The following is a 19,229-nucleotide window of genomic DNA, read 5'->3' on the forward strand; positions in this document are numbered from 1 at the left end:
CAGGAACGGAAACGGCTGTCGCGACCCCACTCTATCCGGCCCGACAGCTGACCGTCCACTCGTCGTCGCCCTCGTATTCGAGGACCGCATCGAAGAGCGTCTTGAGGAGTTCGACGGTCTGGTCGTCCTGAGCAGTCGAATCGAAGAAGAACTGCCCGCACGCGTCGGCCGCGCGGAGCCGGCTCGTGAGCACGTGGAGGAACCGGTAGACGATCTGCGGGTCCGCGTACTGGAGCAACACCGTCAGCGACTCCACGGTCACGACCGGGTCGTTCCACTCGTTCAGGTACGGTGTGAACTTCACGCCGACGCCGGTGAGGTTCGAGGGGCTCGCGACGGTCTCGACCGAGAGCGCCTCGGCGGGGTCGTCGGCGTCAGCGAGGTCCGGGGTCGTGATCAGGGCGGCGTTCGCGGGCCCGCCGTCGACCACCTCGGCCCACTCGTCGTACCATCCCGACGGCGGCGTCGAGAAGTCGACGCCGAGGACGTCGACCTCGTCGCGGCCGTTGAGAAGTAGGCGCTTGCACCGGCCGTCCGCGGCGGCGGCGGTCCGCGGACGGAGGACGAGAACGGCGTTAGCGTCACCGATCCGTTCGACGGCCTGTTCTAAGGAGGACACAATGTTAGATCGATTACAGCTGTCGATAAGTCTTTTGTCGGCGGAACCGACGACCGCCAACGCGACGACGAGAGCGGGGGCGTCTCAGGCGCTCTGGACCGCGCGGAGGACCTCGGGCGCTTCTTCGAGCGTCTCGTCGAGGGCGTCGACGTCGGGACCGCCGCCCTGGGCGAAGTCCGGCGGGCCGCCCCCGCCGCCGCCGACCTTCGCGGCGAGTCGGCCGACGACCTCGCCCGCGTTGATCCCGACGTCGTCGGGGACGCCGACGACGAACTGGGCGCTGTCGCCCGCGCCCGAGCCGAGGACGGCGATCGTGCCCTCCTCGACGAGCGCGTTGGCGGTCGCGCGCAGCTCGTCGGCGTCGCCGTCGAGCCGCCGGACGACCGCGGGCGTCCCGTCGACGTCGATGGCGTCCTCGCCGGCCGCGGCGCGCGCCTCCGCGAGCTCGGTCTTCAGCCGGTCGATCGTCTTGCCGCGCTCCTTCCACTCGGTGAAGAACCGCTCGGCGGTCTCGGGGACGTCCTCGGGCGTCACGTCGAGCACGTCGGCCGCCTCGTAGAGCGCGTCCTCGGTGCGCTGGGTGGCCTCGATCGCGGCGTCGCCGGCGGCGAAGGCGATCCGCTCGACGCCGTCTTGGACCGGCTCCGTCGAGAGGATCTTGATCGCGCCGATGTCGCCCGTCCGGCTCACGTGGGTGCCGCCGCAGGCCTGGACGTCGTCGCCGACGGTGATGGTGCGGATCGTCTCGCCCGGCGGGATGCCGCCCTGGTAGAGGTCGAAGCCGTGTTCCTTCTCGGCCTCGTGGCGGTCGGGCCAGCGCTGCTTGACCGTGAGGTTCTGCCGGACGACGTCGTTGGCGACCGCCTCGATCTCCTTCACCTCCTCGCGGGTGATGCGCTCGTAGTGGGCGACGTCCAGGCGGGCGCGGTCGGTGCCCTTCTGCGCGCCGGCCTGGCGGACGTGCTCGCCGAGGACCTGCCGCGCCGCGTAGCCGATCACGTGGGTCGCGGTGTGGTGGCGCATCAGGCGGCGGCGGCGCTCGACGTCGAGCTGCCCGCGGACGAACTCGCCCTTGCCGGGGTTGGCGTCGGCGCGGTGGAGGACCACGCCGCTTCGGGCCTGGACGTCCGTGACCTGGACGGTCGCGTCGTCTGTCGCGAGCGTCCCGTGGTCGGCGGGCTGGCCCCCGCCCTCGGGGTAGAACATCGTCTGGTCGAGGACGACGTCGTAGCCCTCCTCGCGCTCGATGACGTCCAGCACGACGGCCTCGAACTCCGTGCGCTCCTGGTCGTCGTAGTAGAGCTTCTCGGTCTCCGGAAGGTCAGCGAGGCGCTCCTCGCGCTCTACGGCCTCGCGGGAGGCGCCCTCGCCGCCGTGGCGGTCGGCCACGAGCGAGTAGAAGTCGTCGGGGACGTCGACGTCGGCGCCGCGCTCGTCGGCGATCTCCGCGACCATCTCGGGCTGGATGCCGTGGGAGTCGTACAGCTCGATGAGCTCTTCGACCGGGATGGGTTCGTCCTTGTCGGCGTAGTCGGCCGCGAGCGTCTCGACCTTCCGGCGGCCGCGTTCGAGCGTCTCGCGGTACTTGCGCTCTTCCGTTCGGACGATGTCGCGGATCGTGTCGCGGTTCTCGTAGCCCAGGCGCTCGGCCTGCATATCGACGAGCTCGTCGAGCGGCGCGTCGACGCCGACGTCGTCGACGAGGCGCTTCGTGCGGCGGAGGACCATCCGCGCGAGGTAGCCCGTGCCGACGTTCGAGGGGACGATCTCGTCGCCGAACATGTACGCCAGCGTCCGGCAGTGGTCGGCGATGGCGTAGATCGTCTCCAGGGGTTCGAGGAGTTCGGTGAGTTCCTCGCGGTCGACGCCGAGCTCGTCGGCGACGTCGGCGCGGGCGGCCGTCAGGTCGTCGACCTCGTCGATGTCGAGGTAGCCCGAGAGCTTCGCCGCGCGGTGGACGAGCTCCTCGTCCTCGTCGGTGAGCTCGATCCCGGCGTTGTCCTTCAGGAATTCGATCATCTCGGGGTAGACCGCCTCATAGACGGTGGGGGTCCCCTGGGACACCCACGTCCAGCGTTCGAGGCCGTAGCCGGTGTCGACGATGTAGGTGTCCATCGGCGAGTACCGGTTCCCGTCTTTCATCTCGTAGTCACCCTCCTCGTCCTGTTCCATCGACATGAAGACGAGCGTGGCGAGCTCGGCGCCCCGGTATAAGACCTCGAAGGCGGGCCCGGCGTTGCCGCCGCCGACCCACGGGTCCTCGATGTAGGTGATCTCCTCCAGGTTCGCGCCCATGTGCTCGAAGAACTCGTCGCAGAGCTCGACGGTCTTGTCTTTCCAGTAGACCTCGCCCTCGTAGGCGTAGGCGTCTTCGACCTCCTCGCGGGCGTTGAAGGCGTGGTGGGCCATCATCTCGAAGGCCATCGTGTGGCGGCCGGTCTTGCCCACGTTGTCGATGTCCTGCATCCGGATGCAGGGCTGGGAGATACAGAGCGGGTTCGCCGGCGGCGGGGTCTGGCCCGAGGTGACGAGCGGCTGGAAGTCGTAGATCGACGCCTGGGTCAGGAGGACGTCGTCGCGCCAGCGGTTGGCGGCGACGGGGTACGGCTCGATGCGCTCGTGGCCGTGCTCCTCGAAGAACGAGAGGAACTCCTCGCGCATCTCTTCGAGGGTGTACTCCTCGTCGAAGCCGGGGTTGTCGATGAAGGAGTAGTCGTCCGCGGGCGGTTCGCCGCAGGTCTCGCGGTCGGGGTCCCGCGTCCAGAAGTGGACGCCGGTCACCGGACACTGCTTCCGGTGGAACCCCTCCTCCTCGAAGTAGTCGAGACGGTACTCCGCTTCGAGTTCACTCATTACGAGTCAGTTGGCCAACGGCCGGGTAAAACAGTTCCGGGTGCGCGAGATCGCGGACGGGAGCGCGAGCCCGTTTAACGAGGGATTAGACCCGCGACGGGCGCTCGGACGCTCACTCTTCGGCCGCCAGCGACGCCAACAGCGCCTCCAGTTGGACCCGCTCGTTGGCGCCGGCGGTGATCCGGTAGTCGGCCTCGCCGATGCGCTCCATCAGCCGGATCGTCGTCCGCTCGTCGAGGTCGAAGTCCCACGCCGAGCGGTGCAGTTGGTCGATGATGTCGCCGCCGGCCATCCCGGTGTCGACCAGCAGCGTCTCCAGTTTCGCGCGGGCGCTCGCGAAGTCGCCCTCGATGGCGGCGCTGACCATCTCCTCGATGTCCTCGGGCCTCGCCGTGGAAGTGATCATAAACACCGCCTCCTCGTCGACGACGTCGCCCGTCGTGGCCGCCGCCTGGAGGGAGTTGATCGCGCGGCGCATATCGCCGCCCGCGGCGTAGACCAGGGCGTCGAGGCCGTCGTCTGTCACCTCGATGTCCTCGCTCGCGGCGATCTCTTCGACCTGGTCGCGGACGGCCGCGTCCGAGAGCGGCGCGAAGCGGAACACCGCACAGCGGGACTGGATCGGGTCGATGATCTTCGAGGAGTAGTTACACGAGAGGATGAAGCGCGTGTTGTCGGAGAACTGCTCCATCGTCCGGCGGAGCGCCGACTGGGCGTCGTCGGTGAGCGAGTCGGCCTCGTCGAGGAAGATGATCCGGTAGTCGTGGCCGCCGAACGACGACCGCGCGAAGTTCTTGATTCTATCTCTGACGACGTCGATACCGCGCTCGTCGGAGGCGTTGAGTTCGAGGAAGTTCTCCTCCCAGTCGTCGCCGTAGAGTTCGCGCGCGATGGCGGTGGCTGCGGTCGTGTTGTGCATTACCGTCGGGACGTCACCGGCGACGTAGTTTCGCGAAGATGGGACAGTGAGGTCGTACACGCGGCGAGACTCGTCGACCGTTTCGACGTGAGTCACCTCGTCGTAATAGAGGTCCGAGTCGGCGACCCGCGAAACGTCGTCGAGGAGTTCGATTACGTCGAGCGAGAGCATCTCGTTCGCCACCGTACGGAGTCGATCCGCCACCGTCTCGAACCGGGCCAGCGATCCGAGTTCGTGATCGTCAGTGTTCAGGAGATTGTTTACGTCGAGACCGCGGAGATCAGTTCCCTCCGCGATCCGTTCGTAAGAGACGCCGAGCGCGTCGACGCACGTCGAGAGGTCACGCTGTAGCCGTTCGATGTCCGGTCCGCTTCCGGACGGCGAATCGGGAACTGAGGGGTCCGGTCCCGCGTCAAATTCGGACACAAGGCGACAGACACGCGATGCGTATGGAGTCCGCCGCCCGTCTGCGTATTCGAGTAATCGGTCGCTCCGAACGCCAGTGGACTCGCTGACTTCCCGCCGAACGGAGATGGGTTCGAGAGACTCGCGCGTCCCGATCCACGTCGCTGGTATCGCACTGGTGGTATCGAGTTCCCGCGAGAGGGCTTCGATGCGAGAAAGAACTTCCTGTGCCGATTCTAACCGCTCCGTCGCCGCTTCGACGACGTCTGTGAGTTCCGCCCGGTGTGTCTCTCGTCCGGGGTTCTTCGGATCGAGCGTGTTCGAGAGGAGCGACTCGACGGGGAGATTGAGACGCTCGCACAGACGCCGAGCGGCTCGCTGTCGTGGGATCGTGTCGTGGTTTGGATTCGAGGCTTTTCTCGCATTCGCCTCGAGCTTCCGCTGTTTTGCGTCGATATCGAATCCGACCTGCTCGGAGAACCGTCTGAGCGCCGGAGCACCCGAAATATAGAGGGCGTGGTACTCACGTATGGTCCCGGATCCGTTGGTCGCAGACTTCTCGACCGTTTTGCGACGGCTCGGGACACCGAACGACGAGAGGAGGTACGAGAGCAGCGTGATGTGTGCTTCGTTCTTTTGGATCAGTTCGATGATGCCGTGATCCGAAACGTGCGCCTCGCCGTCGAACATCGCACGAAGGAACGCCGCGCGGCTCTCGTCGTCGCCGGCGACGAGCGTCGATCCGATTCCCGTGCCACCGCTCGCGCTCTCGAAGACGTCGAACGACGCACGGAGCAGGTGCGTGAGCATCTTCGACCGGAGTGCGACGTAGGGGACATCCTTCTGGATGCCGCGCTCGGGGGCGAGAGCGAACAGCGACTCGGCCGCACTAGCGAACGCATCGCAGAGCCCGTCGTCGGTGTTGTAGAACTTGATCCGGCCGTTCTCGATCCGCGCTTCGGCCACCGCGAGACCGACGAACCGCGCCAGCTCGGGCGTCAGTCGCCACGGCGGCGTGATCGGTCGAGAGCGCCCGCCGGACGCGCTGACGTACTGGATCGATTCGACACCCGCGCGCAGCCGGTCGGTAGACGCGTCCAGCGCGCGGAGTGCCGACGGTGAGACCGTCGTCTCGGGGAGGTCGAACTCGGCGGCGAACGCGTCGGTAACGGAAACCCGGATCCGATCGTCGTCGACCGCGTCAAGCCAGTCGAGGGCGACGCGTTCTCCGTCGGCGTTCCCGGAAGGGGTCGGTGTCCGTCGCGGTCGAGCGATCCGGTCGCCGTCGGTGACCTCGGCCGCTTCCTTCCAACTGAGACCGTCTTCGGTCGCGACGAGCAGTTTGTGCTCGGGCGTGACTTCCATCACGTTCCCGTCGCGCGTCTCGATCCGCCGGAGTTCAGAGGTCCGCTTGCCGAACACGTGTGAGGGGCGGACGTACTCGAAGTCGTTCGAATCCGTGAGCGAGAGCACTTCCAGGTCGTCGTCGGGATCGTCGAACCCCTCGACATCGCCGACGACGGAGCCGATACGCTCGACACCGTGATTCGTGAGTACTGGCGTATCACCCGTCACGCACTTCCCCACGCCGGCCGGACCGGCGAAGAGCAGGTGCGGCAGGTCGTCGCGGTCGACGTACGACTGGAGTCGGTCGACGATCTCCTCCTGTCCGTGGATGTCTGCCAGCCGCTCTGGCCGGAACTTCTCGATCCAGATCTCGCGCCCGGCCGGGGTGTCGTCGTCCGCGGGCGCGTCGGCCTCGCTCATACGGACCAGACGGATCCGGCGGGTGATAAACCACCCGCGTTCCGATCGGCCGGCTGGCGGAGGATCGACGGCGACGGCGACACCGGAGCGAAACGCGCAAGCCCGCGACGCGTCAAGCGGGGATATGCGCGTGCGCGTCGAAGTCGTCGGCGAGGGCGAAACGGACGTCGAAGTCGACGACGACGGGACCTACGCCGACGTCGTCCGGGCGGTGGGCTACTCGCCGCACGAGACCTCGGTCCTCGTCGACGGCTCGCCGGTGCCGGAGGACCAGCCGGTCGAGGCCGAGCGAGTGCGGGTGCTCAGGCTCATCAAGGGCGGCGCGGAGTGACGGGCGATGGCGGCCACCGTCCGCGAGGCGACCGGCGACGACGCCGACGACATCGAGCGGCTGCTCGACGCCGCGATGCTGGATTTCTCACGGGAACGGCTCAGACAGCGGATCGAGCGCGGCAGCGCGCTCGTCGCCGTCGTCGGCGACGGGGCGGATGACGAGCGCGTCGTCGGGGGGTGCGTGTTCGACGACCCCGCTCGGGCACCCGCGAGCGTCGGCGACGCGGACGCTCCGGTCACCGAGATCGAACACGTCGCCGTCCACCGCTCGCGACGCGGGCGCGGGATCGGCCGCGCGCTCGTGGCGGCGGTCGACGAGCGCGCGACCGGGCCGCTGATCGCGCGGTTCCGCGAGTCGGTGCGGCCCTTCTACGAGTCGCTCGGGTTCGAGATCCGCGAGGACGGCGCCGATATGTCCGAGAAGCGCCTGCTCGGTGTCCGGGTCTGAGTCAGATCAGCGGCTCGACCAGGTCCCGGCCGGCCGCCAGGAGGGCGTCGGCGCGCTCCTGGCTCGCGGCCTCCGCGTAGACGCGCATCTTCGGTTCGGTGCCCGAGGGCCGGATCAGGAACCACGAGCCGTCGTCGAGCAGGAGCTTGAAGCCGTCGAGGGTGACGACCTCGGCGATGTCGCGGCCGGCGACCTGCTCGGGGAGGGCGTCGTCGAGGTCGGCGATGACCCGCTCCTTCTCGGCGTCGGGGCAGTCGAGGCTGATCTTGTCCGCGACGATGTCGCCGTGAGTGTCGAGCAGGCGGTCGACGCGCTCGTCCATCGGCTCCTCGGCTACGGCGGCGGCGCCGAGCAGCGCCATCAGGACGCCGTCCTTCTCGCGGACGTGACCCCGGATGGAGAAGCCGCCGGACTCCTCGCCGCCCATCAGGGCGTCGTGCTCGGCCATCCCCTCGGCGACCCACTTGAAGCCGACCGCGGTCTCGAAGACCTCCTCGCCGTGTGCCTCCGCGATGCGGTCGATCAGGAACGTCGTCGAGACCGTCCGGATCGCCGGGCCCGAGTCGGATTCGAGCAGGTAGTCGTAGGCGGCCGCGAAGAAGAGGTTCTCGTCGAGGTGGCCGCGGTCGGGCGTGACGAACGCGACGCGGTCGGCGTCGCCGTCGTTGGCGACGCCCAGGTCCGCGTCGTGGGCCTCGACGGCCTCGACGAGGGGTTCGAGGTTCTCGGCGCTCGGCTCGGGCGGCGTCCCGCCGAACTCGGGATCCCGGTCGTCGCGGATGCACACCACCTCGGCGCCCGCCGAGCGGAGGAGTTCGTCGGTGACGCCCCGGCCCGAGCCGTGCATCGCGTCGTGGACCACCGTCAGCCCCGAGAGGTCCGCGTCGATCAGGTCGCGGGCGTGCTCGAAGTGCGGCGTCGCCAGGTCGACCCGGCGGACGGCGCCGCGCTCGCCCTCCGGGAGAAGTTCGGGCTCGCGGAGCCGCTCTGCGACGGCGTCGGTCACGGCTGGCAGCGCCGGGGCGCCGTCGGCGGGGATGAACTTCACGCCGTTGTACTCGGGGGGGTTGTGGGAGGCCGTGATCATCAGCGCGCCCGAGAGCCCCCGGTCGGCGATCGCGTACGCGACGAGCGGCGTCGGGCAGTCGCGCTCGGGGAGGAGCACGTCGAAGCCGTTGCCGGTGAGCACGTCGGCCAGCGAGCCGGCGAACCCCTCGGAGCTCGGCCGGGCGTCGTAGCCGACGAGGACGGGCTCTGTGAACCCCTCGTCGCGGAGGTAGTCCGCGACCGCCTGGCCGACGATCCGGACCCGATCGTCGGTGAAGGTATCGAGCGTCGCGCGCCACCCGTCGGTGCCGAAAGAGATCGCGTTCGCGTCCATACTGCGGTGTTTCCGTCAGCGATCAAAAAGGTACGGCGCCCGACGACCTCGACGGGTCGCCCCGCCGCGCTTTTCGGGGTCGGCGTCCGAGTGAGAGTAATGCTCACCGTCGTCGCCATCAGCGGCAGCCGCCGGGACCGGAGCTACACCCGCAAGTCGCTCGGGATCGTCCTCGAGGCCGTCGGAGACGAGCCCGACGTCGAGACCGACTGCATCAATCTGGCCGCGGCCGACCTGCCGCTGTACCACCCCGACCGGGACGAACAGGGTCAGTCCGAGACGCTGACGCGTCGCGTCCGCGAGGCCGAGGCCGTCGTCATCGGCTCGCCGGTGTACCACGGCTCGTACTCCTCGACGTTCCGGAACTTCCACGACTACTGCTCGAAAGACGAGTTCCGCGACACCGCCGTCGGCCTCGTCGCGACCGCCGGCGGCGGCTCCTACGGCGCGACCCTCGAACACATGCGGAGCACCGTCCGCGGCGTCCACGGCCACACCGTCCCCGAACAGGTCGGGATCCGGAAGGCGTCGAGCAAGTACGACGGTGACGACCTCACCGACGACGACACGCGGCGGCGACTCGAAGAGCTGGGCGCGGCGGTCCTCGCGGAGGCGCGGCGACTGCATCCCAACGCCTGAGCCGGGAGCGCGCCAGCCGGCGGATGGCCCTCAATCGAGGCCGACCAGCCGCTCCTTGTCGGCCCGCGAGAGCTGTTTGATCTCGTACTCGCGGGACATCGCCGCGGACTTCGAGTCGAAGGACTCGACGTGGGCGAGTTCGACCGGCGTCCGCCCGCGCGTGTACTTCGCGCCCTCGCCGGCGTCGTGCTCGGCGACGCGCCGCTCGACATCGGTGGTGTAGCCCGTATAGAGCGAGCCGTCCGCACAGGAGAGGACGTAGACGTAGTGGTCGGCGGTCATTCGCCCCGACGCTACTCGACGCTGATCGTCTCCACGACATCGGCCAGCGCCGCGCTGTCGGGCGAGGCGTGAGTGACGGAGAGCGGCGAGACCGAGACCGCGGCGTCGACGAGCGCCCGCCGGTCGGTGCCGACGGGGTAGCGCTCGCGGTGTTCGTCGGTCGGCGGGAAGGGGCTCTCCCAGCCGACGACGCCCGGCCAGGTCCGGTCCTGGAGGCGGACGACGTGCTCGTCGGAGGCGAGGTCGTCGGGGTCGACCCCGTCGAGTTCCAGGTCCGACGAGAGCGCGCCGTCGGCCGCGACGCCCTCGGGCGAGACGTGCTCGACGTCCTGCTCGTAGTCGTGGTACGGCTCGGTGAGGATGACCGGCGGCGACGACGCGTCGACGGGGGCGTTGACGTTCAGGAGATCGACGTCGTCGTAGACGCCGGCGTCGAGCGCGCGGGCGACGAGCCGGCGGGCGATCCGGGCCGGTCGGGCGAAGTCGTACTCCTCGGGCGGCGAGAGGAAGAAGTCGGTGGAGTGGTACGCCGAGATGGCGAGCGCGGGCGTCCCGAGGAAGGCCGACTCGATGCCGGCGCCGACGGTGCCCGAGCGCCCGACGACGTAGTTGCCGGCGTTCGGGCCGTTGTTGACGCCGGAGACGACGACGTCGAAGTCGGTGTCGAGCCCGCGGAGGCCGTAGGCGACGCAGTCGGCGGGCGTGCCGTCGAGGGCGACGCCCCAGGGGTGGTCGCGGACGATGGCGGTGTGGCTCCGGGTCCGGCCGACGCCGCTCTGGTTCGAGGCCGGCGCGACCACGGTGACGTCGCCGAGCGCCGTGAGCTCGGTGCGGAGCGTGGCGAGCCCCGGCGCGTCGATGCCGTCGTCGTTGGTCAGGAGAATCGTGGGGGAGGGACCGTCGCTCATTACGCGTACGTTCGTGGAGAGTCAGGTAGCCCTTCCGGTCCGCGGCGCGGTGGCGCGCGGCCGCACCGCTCGGGAACGCGGAATTAGCGGACCGGACGGCGGTTCACCCGCCCGGCCGCAGAACGGAACACGGCTTCGCGTGGTGGTCTGAGTCCGCTTCAGTGGTCACGCTGTGCGGGTCCGCTGTCTCGCGACCTCCGCGATCCCCGCGTTCGCCGAGCAGTTTGGACAGGCGAGGAGTCGCCCGTTCTCGTCGGCGAACACGCGCGCGAACCGATCGGAGACGTGTGACCCGCAATGGTCACAGGTTGGCATGCGTGTGTCCGGCAGCCACCAGTTGCCGGTATCCCGGATACGAGCGCGCCCCATATTAGGCTTCCCGCGCGTGCGCGTGAGCGTTCGATTTGTGCAGAAATACGGCGCATAATCGGACGTTTGTCTGTGTCTGTGTCGCACACCGCCGCCTCGTTCGGCGCGCGTGGCGACAGCGAGCGGGTCGGTCCCTACTCGCGCGCGGCGGCGATGGCGCGGGCGATGAGCCCCGCCTGCGTGCCGGCGACGAAGCCTGCGTCGACGTTGACGACCGAGAGGACGGTACAGGACTGGAGCAGCCCCGCGAGCGCCGCCTCGCCGTCGCCGCCGTGGCCGTAGCCCGTCGAAATCGGAAGGCCGACGACGGGCGTGTCGACCAGCCCGGCCACGACGGTCGGGAGCGCCCCCTCCCGGCCCGCGGCGACGACGAGGACGTCGGCCTCGCGGAGCAGTTCCAGGTGGTCGAGCACGCGCCCCAGGTGGGCCACGCCGACGTCGTCGACGCGCTCGACGGTCGCGCCCATCGCGTCGAGGACGGTCTTGGCCTCGCCCGCCGCGGCCGCGTCGGCCGTGCCGCCGGTGACGACGCCGACCGTCGCGTCGATCGATGGGGGCTCGAACCGATCTGTTCGAGCGACGAGCGTCCGGGCGCGCTCGTCGTGGTCGAGGTCGACCGCGACGTCGATTTCGGCGTCGACGATCTCGGCCACGGCCGCGACGTCGTCCTCGCCCGCGCGGGTCACGAGCGCGCGGCCGGTCGATTCGAGCGCCGCCGCCGCGAGCGCGGCGACCTCGGCGGGCGTCTTCCCGGCGGCGAGGATGCCCTCGGGCGCGCCGCGGCGGTGCTCGCGGGCCGCGTCGAACCGCCCGGCGGCGGTCGTGACGTAGCCCGACAGTCGCGCTTCGGCGGCCGCCGGCGAGAATTCCCCGTCGGCGACGGCCTCCAGAACATCGCGCATAGCCGCGGTCGATCTGCGAGGGGGACGTAGCTGTCGCTTCCGTCGGGCGGGCGCGCCCGTGTCGTCAGCGCGCCCTCGACCGCCGTTTCGCGCGGCGCGGAAGCCCTTCGACGGCGAATTCGAGATCCCGCTCCGTTGCGAGCCCTGGGTATATAAATTATTCCCCTGCGAAACCCCGCAGACGACGGGCACGGACGGAGACGCCGGCGTTTTGGAAAATATTTTTATATAGGGCCGATATAGGAGGACCTGTATGGCAGACCTCATTGTCAAGGCAGCCGTCAAGGAAGCGCTTCAGGACAAAAACGTCGCTTCTGATTTCTACGACGCGCTCGACGAAGAAGTCGAAGAACTGCTCGAAGACGCGGCCCGTCGCGCGGAACAGAACGACCGCAAGACGGTCCAGCCGCGCGACCTGTAACTCGGGAGAACGACTCCGATTTTTTGCGACGCCACCCGCTGAGCCGTCGGTCTCGCGTTCGCGACTATTCTCGGGTCCGGACCTCGACCCCGTCGTCGGTACCGACGTAGACGGCGTCCGCCAGCCCGACGAACAGGCCGTGTTCGACGACGCCGGGGACCGCGGCGAGATCGGCCGCCAGGGCCGCGGGCTCTGCGATCGCGCCGAAGTCGCAGTCGAGGACGACGTTCCCGTTGTCGGTGACGACCGGCCCGTCCTTGCGCTCGGCCCGCCGGAGCGTCGGCTCGCCGCCCAGGGCGTCGACGTCGCGCTCGACGGCCGCTCGGGCGTCGGGGAGGACCTCGACGGGCACCGAGCGGGAGAGCGTCTCGGCCGTCTTCGAGGGGTCGGCGACGACGACGAAGCGCTCGGCGGCGGCGTCGACGACCTTCTCGCGGGCGTGGGCCGCGCCGCCGCCCTTGATCGCATCGAGTCTCGAATCGAGCTGGTCCGCGCCGTCGATCGCGACGTCGATCCGCTCGACCTCGTCGAGCGCCCGGAGGGGGACGCCGACCTCCCGCGCGAGCTGGCGGGAGTCGAACGACGTCGGGACGCCGACGACGTCGAGGCCGTCGTCGACCGCCCGGCCGAGCGCGCGGATGGCGTACGCGGCGGTGCTGCCCGTGCCGAGCCCGACCACGTCGCCGTCGTCGACCGCCTCGGCGGCGCGCTCGCCGGCGCGCCGCTTCTGGTCGTCGGTGCCGCCGGTGGTCTTCATACGCGCCGCCTCGCCTCGCGCGGGCACAAAAGTTCCGCTCTCTCGGTCGACGTCAGAGCCGCTCCAGCACGGCGTCGGCGTCGTAGGCCAGCGACAGCGACCGCGACCGCCCCCGGCCCTCGACGTCGGCGTACGAGGCATCGAGCACGCCCAGCTGGTCGAGCTTGTTGACGATCTCGGAGTACCGCGTGTAGCCGAGGTCGGTCTCCTCGTGGAACGCCTCGTAGACCGCGCCCGCCTGGTCGCCGTCGTGCTCGGCGACGACGCGGACGAGGTCGCGCTCCCGGTCCGAGAGCCCGCGGAGCCGCCGCGAGAGGTGGACGTACTTGGACTTCTCGTAGGCGGCCTCGACGTCTTCGACCTCGACGGTTCGGCTCGCGCGCATCTCGGCGTGGAGGCCGGCCCGCCGGAGCAGGTCGATTCCTACCCTGAGGTCGCCGCTCTCGGCGGTGAGTTCGGCCACTCGGTCGAGTTCGGGCGCGCCGACGACGTCCTCGTGGAACCCCCGGCGCACGCGCTCCCGCAGGATGTCGACGATCTCGTTGACGTCGTAGACCGGGAAATACACCTCCTCCGGCCGGAAGACGCTCTGGACGCGGCCGTCGAGCTCCTCGATCACGTCGAGCGCGAGGTCCGAGGAGACGACGACGACGCCGATCCGGGCGCCCGAGTGCGCCTCGTGGGCCCGCAGGAGCGAGTACAGCGTGTCGGAGGCCTCGTTCTCGTAGAAGAGGTAGTTCACGTCGTCGAGGGCGACCGCCAGCACCTCGTCTTCCTCGACGAGGCGGTCTGTGATCTGGCTGAAGAGCTTCTTGAACGAGATGCCCGAGGAGGGAGGTTCGTACTCGAAGATGTGCTCGAAGATCCGCGAGAAGACGGCGTATCGCGTCGAGTCGACCTGGCAGTTGACGCGGACGGTCTGGACACCGCTCTGGGCGCCGAGCTCGCCGAAGAGCTTCTGGACCGCCGTGGTCTTGCCCGTCCCCGGCGGGCCGCGGACCATCGTGTTCAGCGGTCGCGAGCCCCGGACCGCGGGCCGAAGCGCGTACTTCAGGCTCTCCAGTTGGCTCTCGCGGTGCTCGAACGTCTCGGGGACGTAGTCGATCTCGAAGACGTGCTCGTCGCGGAAGACGGTCTCGTCCCACGACAGCATCCCCTCCTCGGGGTCGTCCCTCATCGGTTCAATCACGGCCAGGAATCTACTTAACCGTTCCCCAGCGCGGGGGCGTGCGCCTCACTCCGTGACGAGCCGATACGCGCGGAACGCGGCGAAGAGGCCGACGCCGAGCGCGACGAGGCCGAGCGCGAGCGCCGTGAGCGAGGCCGACCCGCGGAGGAAGGGGCCGATCCCGCCGACTGCGATCGACAGCGCGATCGCCGCGAGCGCCAGGTAAAACAGGATCAGCGTCGCGGTGCCGACGACGTCCCAGACCGCGTCGCGGGTCGCGCGGTAGACGAGGGCGTAGGCGTCGTCGGCGTCGAGATCGGCGAGCGTCGTCTCGGCGGAGGAGTCGGGGACCATACCGGCGCTTGTGCCGAAACGGACAAAAAACCCCGCTCAGAACTTCCGCAGCAGGCGGTCGTAGAACGCCGAGTCTGAGGCGTCGCCGTCGGCGAGCTTCTCGACGATGAGCTCGGGCGTCGAGCGCGCGAGGTGGTCCTTCACCGGCGAGCGGTTCACCACCAGCTCGCCGTCCTCCAGCCCGAGCGCCTCGATGCCGTCGACCGCGACGTCGAAGGCGGCGACCTCGCGGATCTCGCCCGCCAGGTGGGAGACGAAGACGGCCGTCGCGTCCTGCTCGGAGAGCGCCTCCAGGATGCCGGCGATGATCTTCGCCGAGGCGCCCGGCTCGGTGATGCTCTCCAGTTCGTCGACGAGCACGAGGCGGTTCGCCTCGCCGTCGACCAGGTCCCGGAAGTCCCGGAGCGTGCTCTCGAAGGCGCCGGCGTCGAGCGTCCCCTGGGTCTTGGCGTAGTAGTGCAGTTCGGAGAAGCGTTCGAGCCGGACCCGCTCGGCCGGAACGGGCAGGCCCATCTGGGCGAGGACGACGACGAGCGCGACGAGATCGAGCGTCGAGGTCTTGCCGCCGGAGTTGACTCCCGACAGCAGCGTCGCGCCCGAGACGCGGTAGTCGACGGGATCGACGTCCTCGAAGTCGACGTCCAGGAGGGGCGAGCGGCCGCCCTCGATGGCGAAGCCGCGGGGTGCGTCGTCGCTCTCCCGGCCGTCGACGAACTCCGGGAGCGTGCAGTCGAAGTCGTCGTCGAACCGCGCGACCGCGAGCTCGACGTCGAGTTCGAGCGCGTCGCGGGCGAGCGTCTCCACGGACTCGCGGAGGTCCGAGAGGTCCGCGGCGAGCTCGCGCTTCAGGCGGGCAGCCCGCTGGTCGCGGGCGGCCTTGAGCTCGGTTCGGAGCCGCGAGACCACCGAGTCGTTGTGCTCGACCGGAAACGAGGGGTCGTCGGGGAAGGCGCGCTCGGCGAAGTCGGCCTCGCCGGGCCCGAGGTCGAGCGCCTCGATCAGGTGCTCGCGCGCGGCCGCGACGGCGGCGTCGTACTCGTCGGCCAGTTCGCGGTCGAGCAGGGAGTCGACGCGCGCGCCCTGTTCGACTAAGGAGAGGAAGTCCGTGCCCTCGATGGTCACGTCGCGCTCGCGGATCGCGTCGCGGAGGCGGTCGTTGGCGACGGACTCCGCGGTGCCGACGGCGGCGTCGAGGTCGTCGACCGCGGTAGAGAGGCGATCGAGTTTGGCGTCGCCGACGACGGTGCCGTCCTCGTCCAGGCGATCGAGCGCGTCGCGGAGGCTGTCGGGGTCGCAGGGCGGGTCGAGGTCGGCCGCCTCGTGGACGGCCACCGCCGCGAGGATCCGCTCGCGGTTCGCCGCGAAGAACGCCAGCACGCGCTCGGGGACGATCTCCTCCTGCTCGTCGAGCGCGTCGGGGCGTACCCGGACATCGCCCTCGACGTCGACGCCGGCGAACTGCTCGTCGAGGGCGATCACGGTGGCGTACGACCGGGCGAGCTCGGCGAGCCCGCGGGCGTCGTCGACGACTTCGACCGACAGTTCGGGGAACGCCTCGTCGGCCTCGGCGTAGCGCTCGGCGTCGGCGGTGGCCAGACAGCGGTCGCGGACGCGACGCGTCGGCGGCGGATCGAGCGGTTCGACGCCGGAGAGCGCGTCCAGCACGTCGGGGTCGGGCGCGCGCTCGGTCGCGCGCTCGACGAACTCCCGCACCTCGGCGATGCGGGAGGACGACCGCGTCGGGTAGAACGTCTCGATCCGCCGGGCCGCGTAGTCGGTGACGGTCCGCTCGCGCAACAGTTCGCAGACGTCGTCGTAGATCTCCCGCGCGCGATCGGTCGCGAGGAAGCCGCCGTCGTCGTCGTGTCGTCGCCGGATCGCCCCGCGGGCGACGGCGGCCGCGCGCCCCTCCGAGAGGCCGGGGGCGCGGGCGAGCGCCGCGACGTCGCCCTCTTCCAGTGCCCGCTCGGCGTCGTCGAGTTCCGACAGCGCCGCCGCCGTCTTCTCGCCGACGCCCGGGATCGCCTCGAACTCCATTCGGGGATGGGTTGGCCCCCCATCGGACAAAACCTTGTGGGTATCCGTGCCACGGCCTCGCACCCCGATCGCGACGCGTCGCGCTTTTGCGAGTGCGTCGAGTAGCGCGGATATGCAACCCGAGACGGACGTCGAGGGCGGCGCGACGGGCGCGACGGGAGCGACCGACGCGGACGCGACGCCATCGGCGCGGGAGAAGGCCGAGGCCGTCCGCGAGTCGCTGTCGGCCCGCGACGGCGTCCTCGTCGCCTTCTCCGGCGGCGTCGACTCCGCGGTCGTCGCCGCGCTCGCAGACGATGCCCTCGGCGACGACGCCGTGGCCTGCACGGCGAAGTCCGAGACGCTGCCCGACGCCGAACTCGACGACGCAAAGCGGGTCGCGTCCGAGATCGGCATCCGCCACGAGGTCGTCGAGTTCTCCGAGCTTGACGACCCCGACTTCGTGCGGAACGACGGCGAGCGGTGCTATCACTGCCGGACGATGCGGCTCGGCCGGATGTACGAGGCCGCCGCCGAACTGGGCATCGAGACGATCTGTGACGGCACCAACGCCTCCGATCCGGGCGAGGGCCACCGCCCCGGGCTCCGCGCGGTCGAGGAACTGGAGGTGCGGTCGCCGCTCCTGGAGGCCGGCATCGAGAAGGAAGAAGTGAGAGCGATCGCCGACGACCTCGGGCTCTCGGTCGCGGACAAGCCCGCGATGGCGTGTCTCTCCTCGCGGATTCCGACCGGCCTCGAAGTGACGAACGAGCGGCTCACGCGGATCGAGAAGGCAGAGCGCGTCCTCAGAGAGTGGGGCTTCTCGCAGTTCCGCGTCCGCGACCACGACGGCCTCGCGCGCATCGAGATCGACCCCGACGAACTCGACGCGGCGCTGAATCACGACTTCGTCGTCGCCGCCCGCGAGCACCTCTCGGACCTGGGCTTCGAGCACGTGACGCTCGACCTCCACGGGTACCGGACGGGGAGCGTCAGCCCCGAGGGAGACGAATCGGAGCCGGACGAAAGCAGCGAGAGGGACGCCGAGCCGGTCGTCGCCGACGTCTTCGACGCGGAGTACCCGACCCGGTAGGCGTCAGTTCCCGGAGCCGGTCCACCGGAGCGCGAGCAGCGTCCCCTCGAACAGGCCGATCATCGTCAGCGCGATGATGATCGGCGCCATCCCGGTCGGGTCCGGGGAGACGAGGAAGGCGAGCCCGAGGAACGTCCCCCAGAAGAGCAAGCGGCGCTCCTCCAGCCACGTCCGGGTGACGAGGTTCATCATAATCGCCAGCATCACGAAGAGGGGAATCTGGAAGATGATGGCGTTGTAGCCCATCAGGATCAGGATGAGGTTGAACGTCTCCTTGAGGCCGAACGCCACGAGCGCCGTCCCGGTCGTATAGGAGGTGAAGTACGCGAAGATCGCCGGCAGGACGATGAAGTGCGCGAAGGAGATGCCGATGAACGCCAACACGACGCTCGTCGGGACGGCCGCGAGGTAGTACCGGCGCTCCTTCGGATAGAGGCCCGGCCGCATAAACAGGTACGTCTCGTAGACGAACACCGGGAGCGCGACGACGAGGCCGCCGAGCGCGGCCACCTTCAGTTCGGTGAGGAGGAGTTCGAGCGGCCCGTAGACCCGCGGCCGGCGGTCGACCATCTCGGGCGCGCCGGGGATGTGCTTGTTCCAGAGGAAGTCGATGACCTCCGTAGAGCTGACGAGATCCAGCCCGAACGCGGAGTTCACCAGGTCGGCGCCGGGGTACAGGAGCAGCGTGACGATGCCGCCGACGCCGAGGACGACCGCCAGCCGGCGGATCATCTCCTCGATGTGGTCCGCCAGCGGCATCTCCTCGTCGCTCTCGGGGCCCTCGGGCTCGAACCCCTCGTCGACGACGGGCGCGGGGTCGGCGACGCCGGTCTCGCCGGCGTTCACCGAGGCGCCGCCGTCGGTGCCGGCGACGATCTCCTCCGAGGAGGGGCCGATCTCGGAGTCGGTGGCGGTGTCGGCGTCGAAGTCCGGGTCGGAGTCCGAATCCGAGTCCGAGTCCGAATCTTCCTCGTCGTCCGCTGTCTTCTTTGCGTCGTCGTCTGCGGCGTCGTCGTCTGCGGCGTCGGCCGCGACGTCGGCGACTGACGGCGCTTCGGGGTCGTCGGCCGTCTCGGAGTCGGCATCGGTGTCGGAGTCGGCATCGCCGCCCGAGTCAGGATCAGCATCGGTATCCGAATCAGCATCGGCGTCCGATTCCGTGTCGGCGTCCGAGGCGGGATCCTCCGACGACGACGAGCCGGCCGCGGCGGCGACGTCTTCGGCCCGCGGGTGGATGTCCGGCGTCTCCGTCGGCGGGTCGACGTCGGAGTCCGACCCCGACTCCGACCCCGACTCGGTGTTCGCGTTCCCGTCCGCATCCGTGTCCGTGTTCCCGTCCGGGTCCGTATCTGCATCTGCATCCGATTCGGGGCTCGACTCCCTATCCGGCTCGGAGTCCGAGTCAGGGTCGGGAGTCGCGTCGGGGTCGCGGTCGGGCGCCGAGTCCGCGTCGTCCGCGTCGTCCCCGGGACTGACGCCGGACGCGTCGCTGTCGGCGTGATCGCCCCCGGCTTCGTCGCCGTCGGGCGTCCGGTCCGGATCCTCCCCGTCGTCGGCCATTCGTCTGAGATTGGCTGCCCGGTTCTTATAGGCCT

18 protein-coding genes are annotated in these 19,229 nt (G+C 69.7%); 5 read left to right on the plus strand and 13 right to left on the minus strand.

The window, feature by feature from the left end; genetic code table 11:
- Nucleotides 1-31: 31 nt before the first annotated feature.
- The 3 genes from OS889_RS00855 to OS889_RS00865 form a co-directional block, all read right to left on the minus strand.
- Nucleotides 32-619, minus strand: coding sequence for a DUF7504 family protein (locus tag OS889_RS00855; RefSeq protein ID WP_372386593.1), 588 nt, complete (start codon nucleotides 617-619; stop codon nucleotides 32-34).
- 84 nt (nucleotides 620-703) lie between these two features.
- Entirely contained in the window at nucleotides 704-3,472 is a 2,769-nt protein-coding gene (alaS, locus tag OS889_RS00860) for an alanine--tRNA ligase (protein ID WP_372386594.1), read from the minus strand.
- A 112-nt stretch (nucleotides 3,473-3,584) separates the two neighbouring features.
- Entirely contained in the window at nucleotides 3,585-6,563 is a 2,979-nt protein-coding gene (locus tag OS889_RS00865; RefSeq protein WP_372386595.1) for a replication factor C small subunit, read from the minus strand.
- Between the two features lie 124 nt (nucleotides 6,564-6,687).
- On the opposite strand from OS889_RS00865, the gene samp2 reads away from it, so the two are divergent.
- Both samp2 and OS889_RS00875 read left to right on the plus strand, forming a co-directional pair.
- A complete protein-coding gene (gene samp2, locus OS889_RS00870; protein ID WP_372386596.1) occupies nucleotides 6,688-6,894 on the plus strand; it encodes a ubiquitin-like small modifier protein SAMP2 in 207 nt (68 codons plus the stop codon).
- 6 nt (nucleotides 6,895-6,900) lie between these two features.
- Complete coding sequence (locus tag OS889_RS00875; protein ID WP_372386597.1) at nucleotides 6,901-7,344, plus strand: GNAT family N-acetyltransferase; 444 nt, start codon at nucleotides 6,901-6,903, stop codon at nucleotides 7,342-7,344.
- A gap of 1 nt (nucleotide 7,345) precedes the next feature.
- Here OS889_RS00875 and OS889_RS00880 read toward each other — a convergent pair whose 3' ends face one another.
- Nucleotides 7,346-8,725 carry a phosphoglucomutase/phosphomannomutase family protein gene (locus OS889_RS00880; protein WP_372386598.1) on the minus strand — a complete coding sequence of 460 codons (1,380 nt, stop codon included), beginning with the start codon at nucleotides 8,723-8,725 and terminating at the stop codon, nucleotides 7,346-7,348.
- A gap of 99 nt (nucleotides 8,726-8,824) precedes the next feature.
- Between OS889_RS00880 and OS889_RS00885 the strand changes: the two genes are divergently transcribed.
- A complete protein-coding gene (locus OS889_RS00885; RefSeq protein WP_372386599.1) occupies nucleotides 8,825-9,364 on the plus strand; it encodes an NADPH-dependent FMN reductase in 540 nt (179 codons plus the stop codon).
- 30 nt (nucleotides 9,365-9,394) lie between these two features.
- On the opposite strand, the gene OS889_RS00890 is transcribed toward OS889_RS00885, so the two are convergent.
- The 4 genes from OS889_RS00890 to larB form a co-directional block, all read right to left on the minus strand.
- Nucleotides 9,395-9,646: a GIY-YIG nuclease family protein gene (locus tag OS889_RS00890; protein ID WP_372386600.1), complete on the minus strand. Its 252-nt coding sequence runs from the start codon at nucleotides 9,644-9,646 to the stop codon at nucleotides 9,395-9,397.
- 11 nt (nucleotides 9,647-9,657) lie between these two features.
- On the minus strand, nucleotides 9,658-10,554 hold the full coding sequence (surE, locus tag OS889_RS00895) for a 5'/3'-nucleotidase SurE (RefSeq protein ID WP_372386601.1): 897 nt from the start codon (nucleotides 10,552-10,554) through the stop codon (nucleotides 9,658-9,660).
- Nucleotides 10,555-10,719: 165 nt separating this feature from the next.
- Nucleotides 10,720-10,869, minus strand: a complete 150-nt coding sequence (locus OS889_RS16785) for a DUF7563 family protein (protein WP_435183850.1) — start codon at nucleotides 10,867-10,869, stop codon at nucleotides 10,720-10,722.
- A 188-nt stretch (nucleotides 10,870-11,057) separates the two neighbouring features.
- The gene (gene larB / locus OS889_RS00900; protein WP_372386602.1) at nucleotides 11,058-11,825 is read right to left on the minus strand and encodes a nickel pincer cofactor biosynthesis protein LarB; all 768 of its coding nucleotides are present in this window, start codon (nucleotides 11,823-11,825) and stop codon (nucleotides 11,058-11,060) included.
- A gap of 253 nt (nucleotides 11,826-12,078) precedes the next feature.
- Between larB and OS889_RS00905 the strand changes: the two genes are divergently transcribed.
- Entirely contained in the window at nucleotides 12,079-12,246 is a 168-nt protein-coding gene (locus OS889_RS00905) for a DUF1931 family protein (RefSeq protein WP_257627937.1), read from the plus strand.
- A 64-nt stretch (nucleotides 12,247-12,310) separates the two neighbouring features.
- Here the strand turns inward: OS889_RS00905 and rpiA are convergent, their stop codons facing one another.
- From rpiA to OS889_RS00925, 4 genes are read right to left on the minus strand one after another with little or no spacing between them, the layout of a single operon-like run.
- On the minus strand, nucleotides 12,311-13,003 hold the full coding sequence (gene rpiA / locus OS889_RS00910) for a ribose-5-phosphate isomerase RpiA (RefSeq protein WP_372386603.1): 693 nt from the start codon (nucleotides 13,001-13,003) through the stop codon (nucleotides 12,311-12,313).
- 52 nt (nucleotides 13,004-13,055) lie between these two features.
- On the minus strand, nucleotides 13,056-14,180 hold the full coding sequence (locus OS889_RS00915; RefSeq protein ID WP_372386604.1) for an ORC1-type DNA replication protein: 1,125 nt from the start codon (nucleotides 14,178-14,180) through the stop codon (nucleotides 13,056-13,058).
- A gap of 57 nt (nucleotides 14,181-14,237) precedes the next feature.
- Entirely contained in the window at nucleotides 14,238-14,525 is a 288-nt protein-coding gene (locus OS889_RS00920) for a hypothetical protein (protein WP_372386605.1), read from the minus strand.
- A gap of 36 nt (nucleotides 14,526-14,561) precedes the next feature.
- Nucleotides 14,562-16,562 carry a MutS-related protein gene (locus OS889_RS00925; protein WP_372386606.1) on the minus strand — a complete coding sequence of 667 codons (2,001 nt, stop codon included), beginning with the start codon at nucleotides 16,560-16,562 and terminating at the stop codon, nucleotides 14,562-14,564.
- A gap of 112 nt (nucleotides 16,563-16,674) precedes the next feature.
- Between OS889_RS00925 and larE the strand changes: the two genes are divergently transcribed.
- Nucleotides 16,675-17,634 carry an ATP-dependent sacrificial sulfur transferase LarE gene (gene larE / locus OS889_RS00930; RefSeq protein WP_372386607.1) on the plus strand — a complete coding sequence of 320 codons (960 nt, stop codon included), beginning with the start codon at nucleotides 16,675-16,677 and terminating at the stop codon, nucleotides 17,632-17,634.
- A gap of 3 nt (nucleotides 17,635-17,637) precedes the next feature.
- Here the strand turns inward: larE and tatC are convergent, their stop codons facing one another.
- The gene (gene tatC, locus OS889_RS00935; RefSeq protein ID WP_372386608.1) at nucleotides 17,638-19,194 is read right to left on the minus strand and encodes a twin-arginine translocase subunit TatC; all 1,557 of its coding nucleotides are present in this window, start codon (nucleotides 19,192-19,194) and stop codon (nucleotides 17,638-17,640) included.
- Nucleotides 19,195-19,229: the final 35 nt, after the last annotated feature.

This window comes from Halobellus sp. MBLA0158, assembly GCF_041477585.1.
GTDB classification, from domain to species: domain Archaea; phylum Halobacteriota; class Halobacteria; order Halobacteriales; family Haloferacaceae; genus Haloquadratum; species Haloquadratum rubicundus.

What these genes read in the sequence shown, in the direction of transcription:
- OS889_RS16785 (WP_435183850.1), bottom strand. Translation starts at nt 10,869, where the DNA reads ATGCCAACCTGTGACCATTGCGGGTCACACGTCTCCGATCGGTTCGCG.
- OS889_RS00915 (WP_372386604.1), bottom strand. Translation starts at nt 14,180, where the DNA reads ATGAGGGACGACCCCGAGGAGGGGATGCTGTCGTGGGACGAGACCGTC.
- OS889_RS00920 (WP_372386605.1), bottom strand. Translation starts at nt 14,525, where the DNA reads ATGGTCCCCGACTCCTCCGCCGAGACGACGCTCGCCGATCTCGACGCC.
- OS889_RS00875 (WP_372386597.1), top strand. Translation starts at nt 6,901, where the DNA reads ATGGCGGCCACCGTCCGCGAGGCGACCGGCGACGACGCCGACGACATC.
- tatC (WP_372386608.1), bottom strand. Translation starts at nt 19,194, where the DNA reads ATGGCCGACGACGGGGAGGATCCGGACCGGACGCCCGACGGCGACGAA.
- OS889_RS00880 (WP_372386598.1), bottom strand. Translation starts at nt 8,725, where the DNA reads ATGGACGCGAACGCGATCTCTTTCGGCACCGACGGGTGGCGCGCGACG.
- larE (WP_372386607.1), top strand. Translation starts at nt 16,675, where the DNA reads ATGCAACCCGAGACGGACGTCGAGGGCGGCGCGACGGGCGCGACGGGA.
- OS889_RS00905 (WP_257627937.1), top strand. Translation starts at nt 12,079, where the DNA reads ATGGCAGACCTCATTGTCAAGGCAGCCGTCAAGGAAGCGCTTCAGGAC.
- OS889_RS00925 (WP_372386606.1), bottom strand. Translation starts at nt 16,562, where the DNA reads ATGGAGTTCGAGGCGATCCCGGGCGTCGGCGAGAAGACGGCGGCGGCG.
- larB (WP_372386602.1), bottom strand. Translation starts at nt 11,825, where the DNA reads ATGCGCGATGTTCTGGAGGCCGTCGCCGACGGGGAATTCTCGCCGGCG.
- OS889_RS00885 (WP_372386599.1), top strand. Translation starts at nt 8,825, where the DNA reads ATGCTCACCGTCGTCGCCATCAGCGGCAGCCGCCGGGACCGGAGCTAC.
- OS889_RS00890 (WP_372386600.1), bottom strand. Translation starts at nt 9,646, where the DNA reads ATGACCGCCGACCACTACGTCTACGTCCTCTCCTGTGCGGACGGCTCG.
- OS889_RS00865 (WP_372386595.1), bottom strand. Translation starts at nt 6,563, where the DNA reads ATGAGCGAGGCCGACGCGCCCGCGGACGACGACACCCCGGCCGGGCGC.
- surE (WP_372386601.1), bottom strand. Translation starts at nt 10,554, where the DNA reads ATGAGCGACGGTCCCTCCCCCACGATTCTCCTGACCAACGACGACGGC.
- samp2 (WP_372386596.1), top strand. Translation starts at nt 6,688, where the DNA reads ATGCGCGTGCGCGTCGAAGTCGTCGGCGAGGGCGAAACGGACGTCGAA.
- rpiA (WP_372386603.1), bottom strand. Translation starts at nt 13,003, where the DNA reads ATGAAGACCACCGGCGGCACCGACGACCAGAAGCGGCGCGCCGGCGAG.
- alaS (WP_372386594.1), bottom strand. Translation starts at nt 3,472, where the DNA reads ATGAGTGAACTCGAAGCGGAGTACCGTCTCGACTACTTCGAGGAGGAG.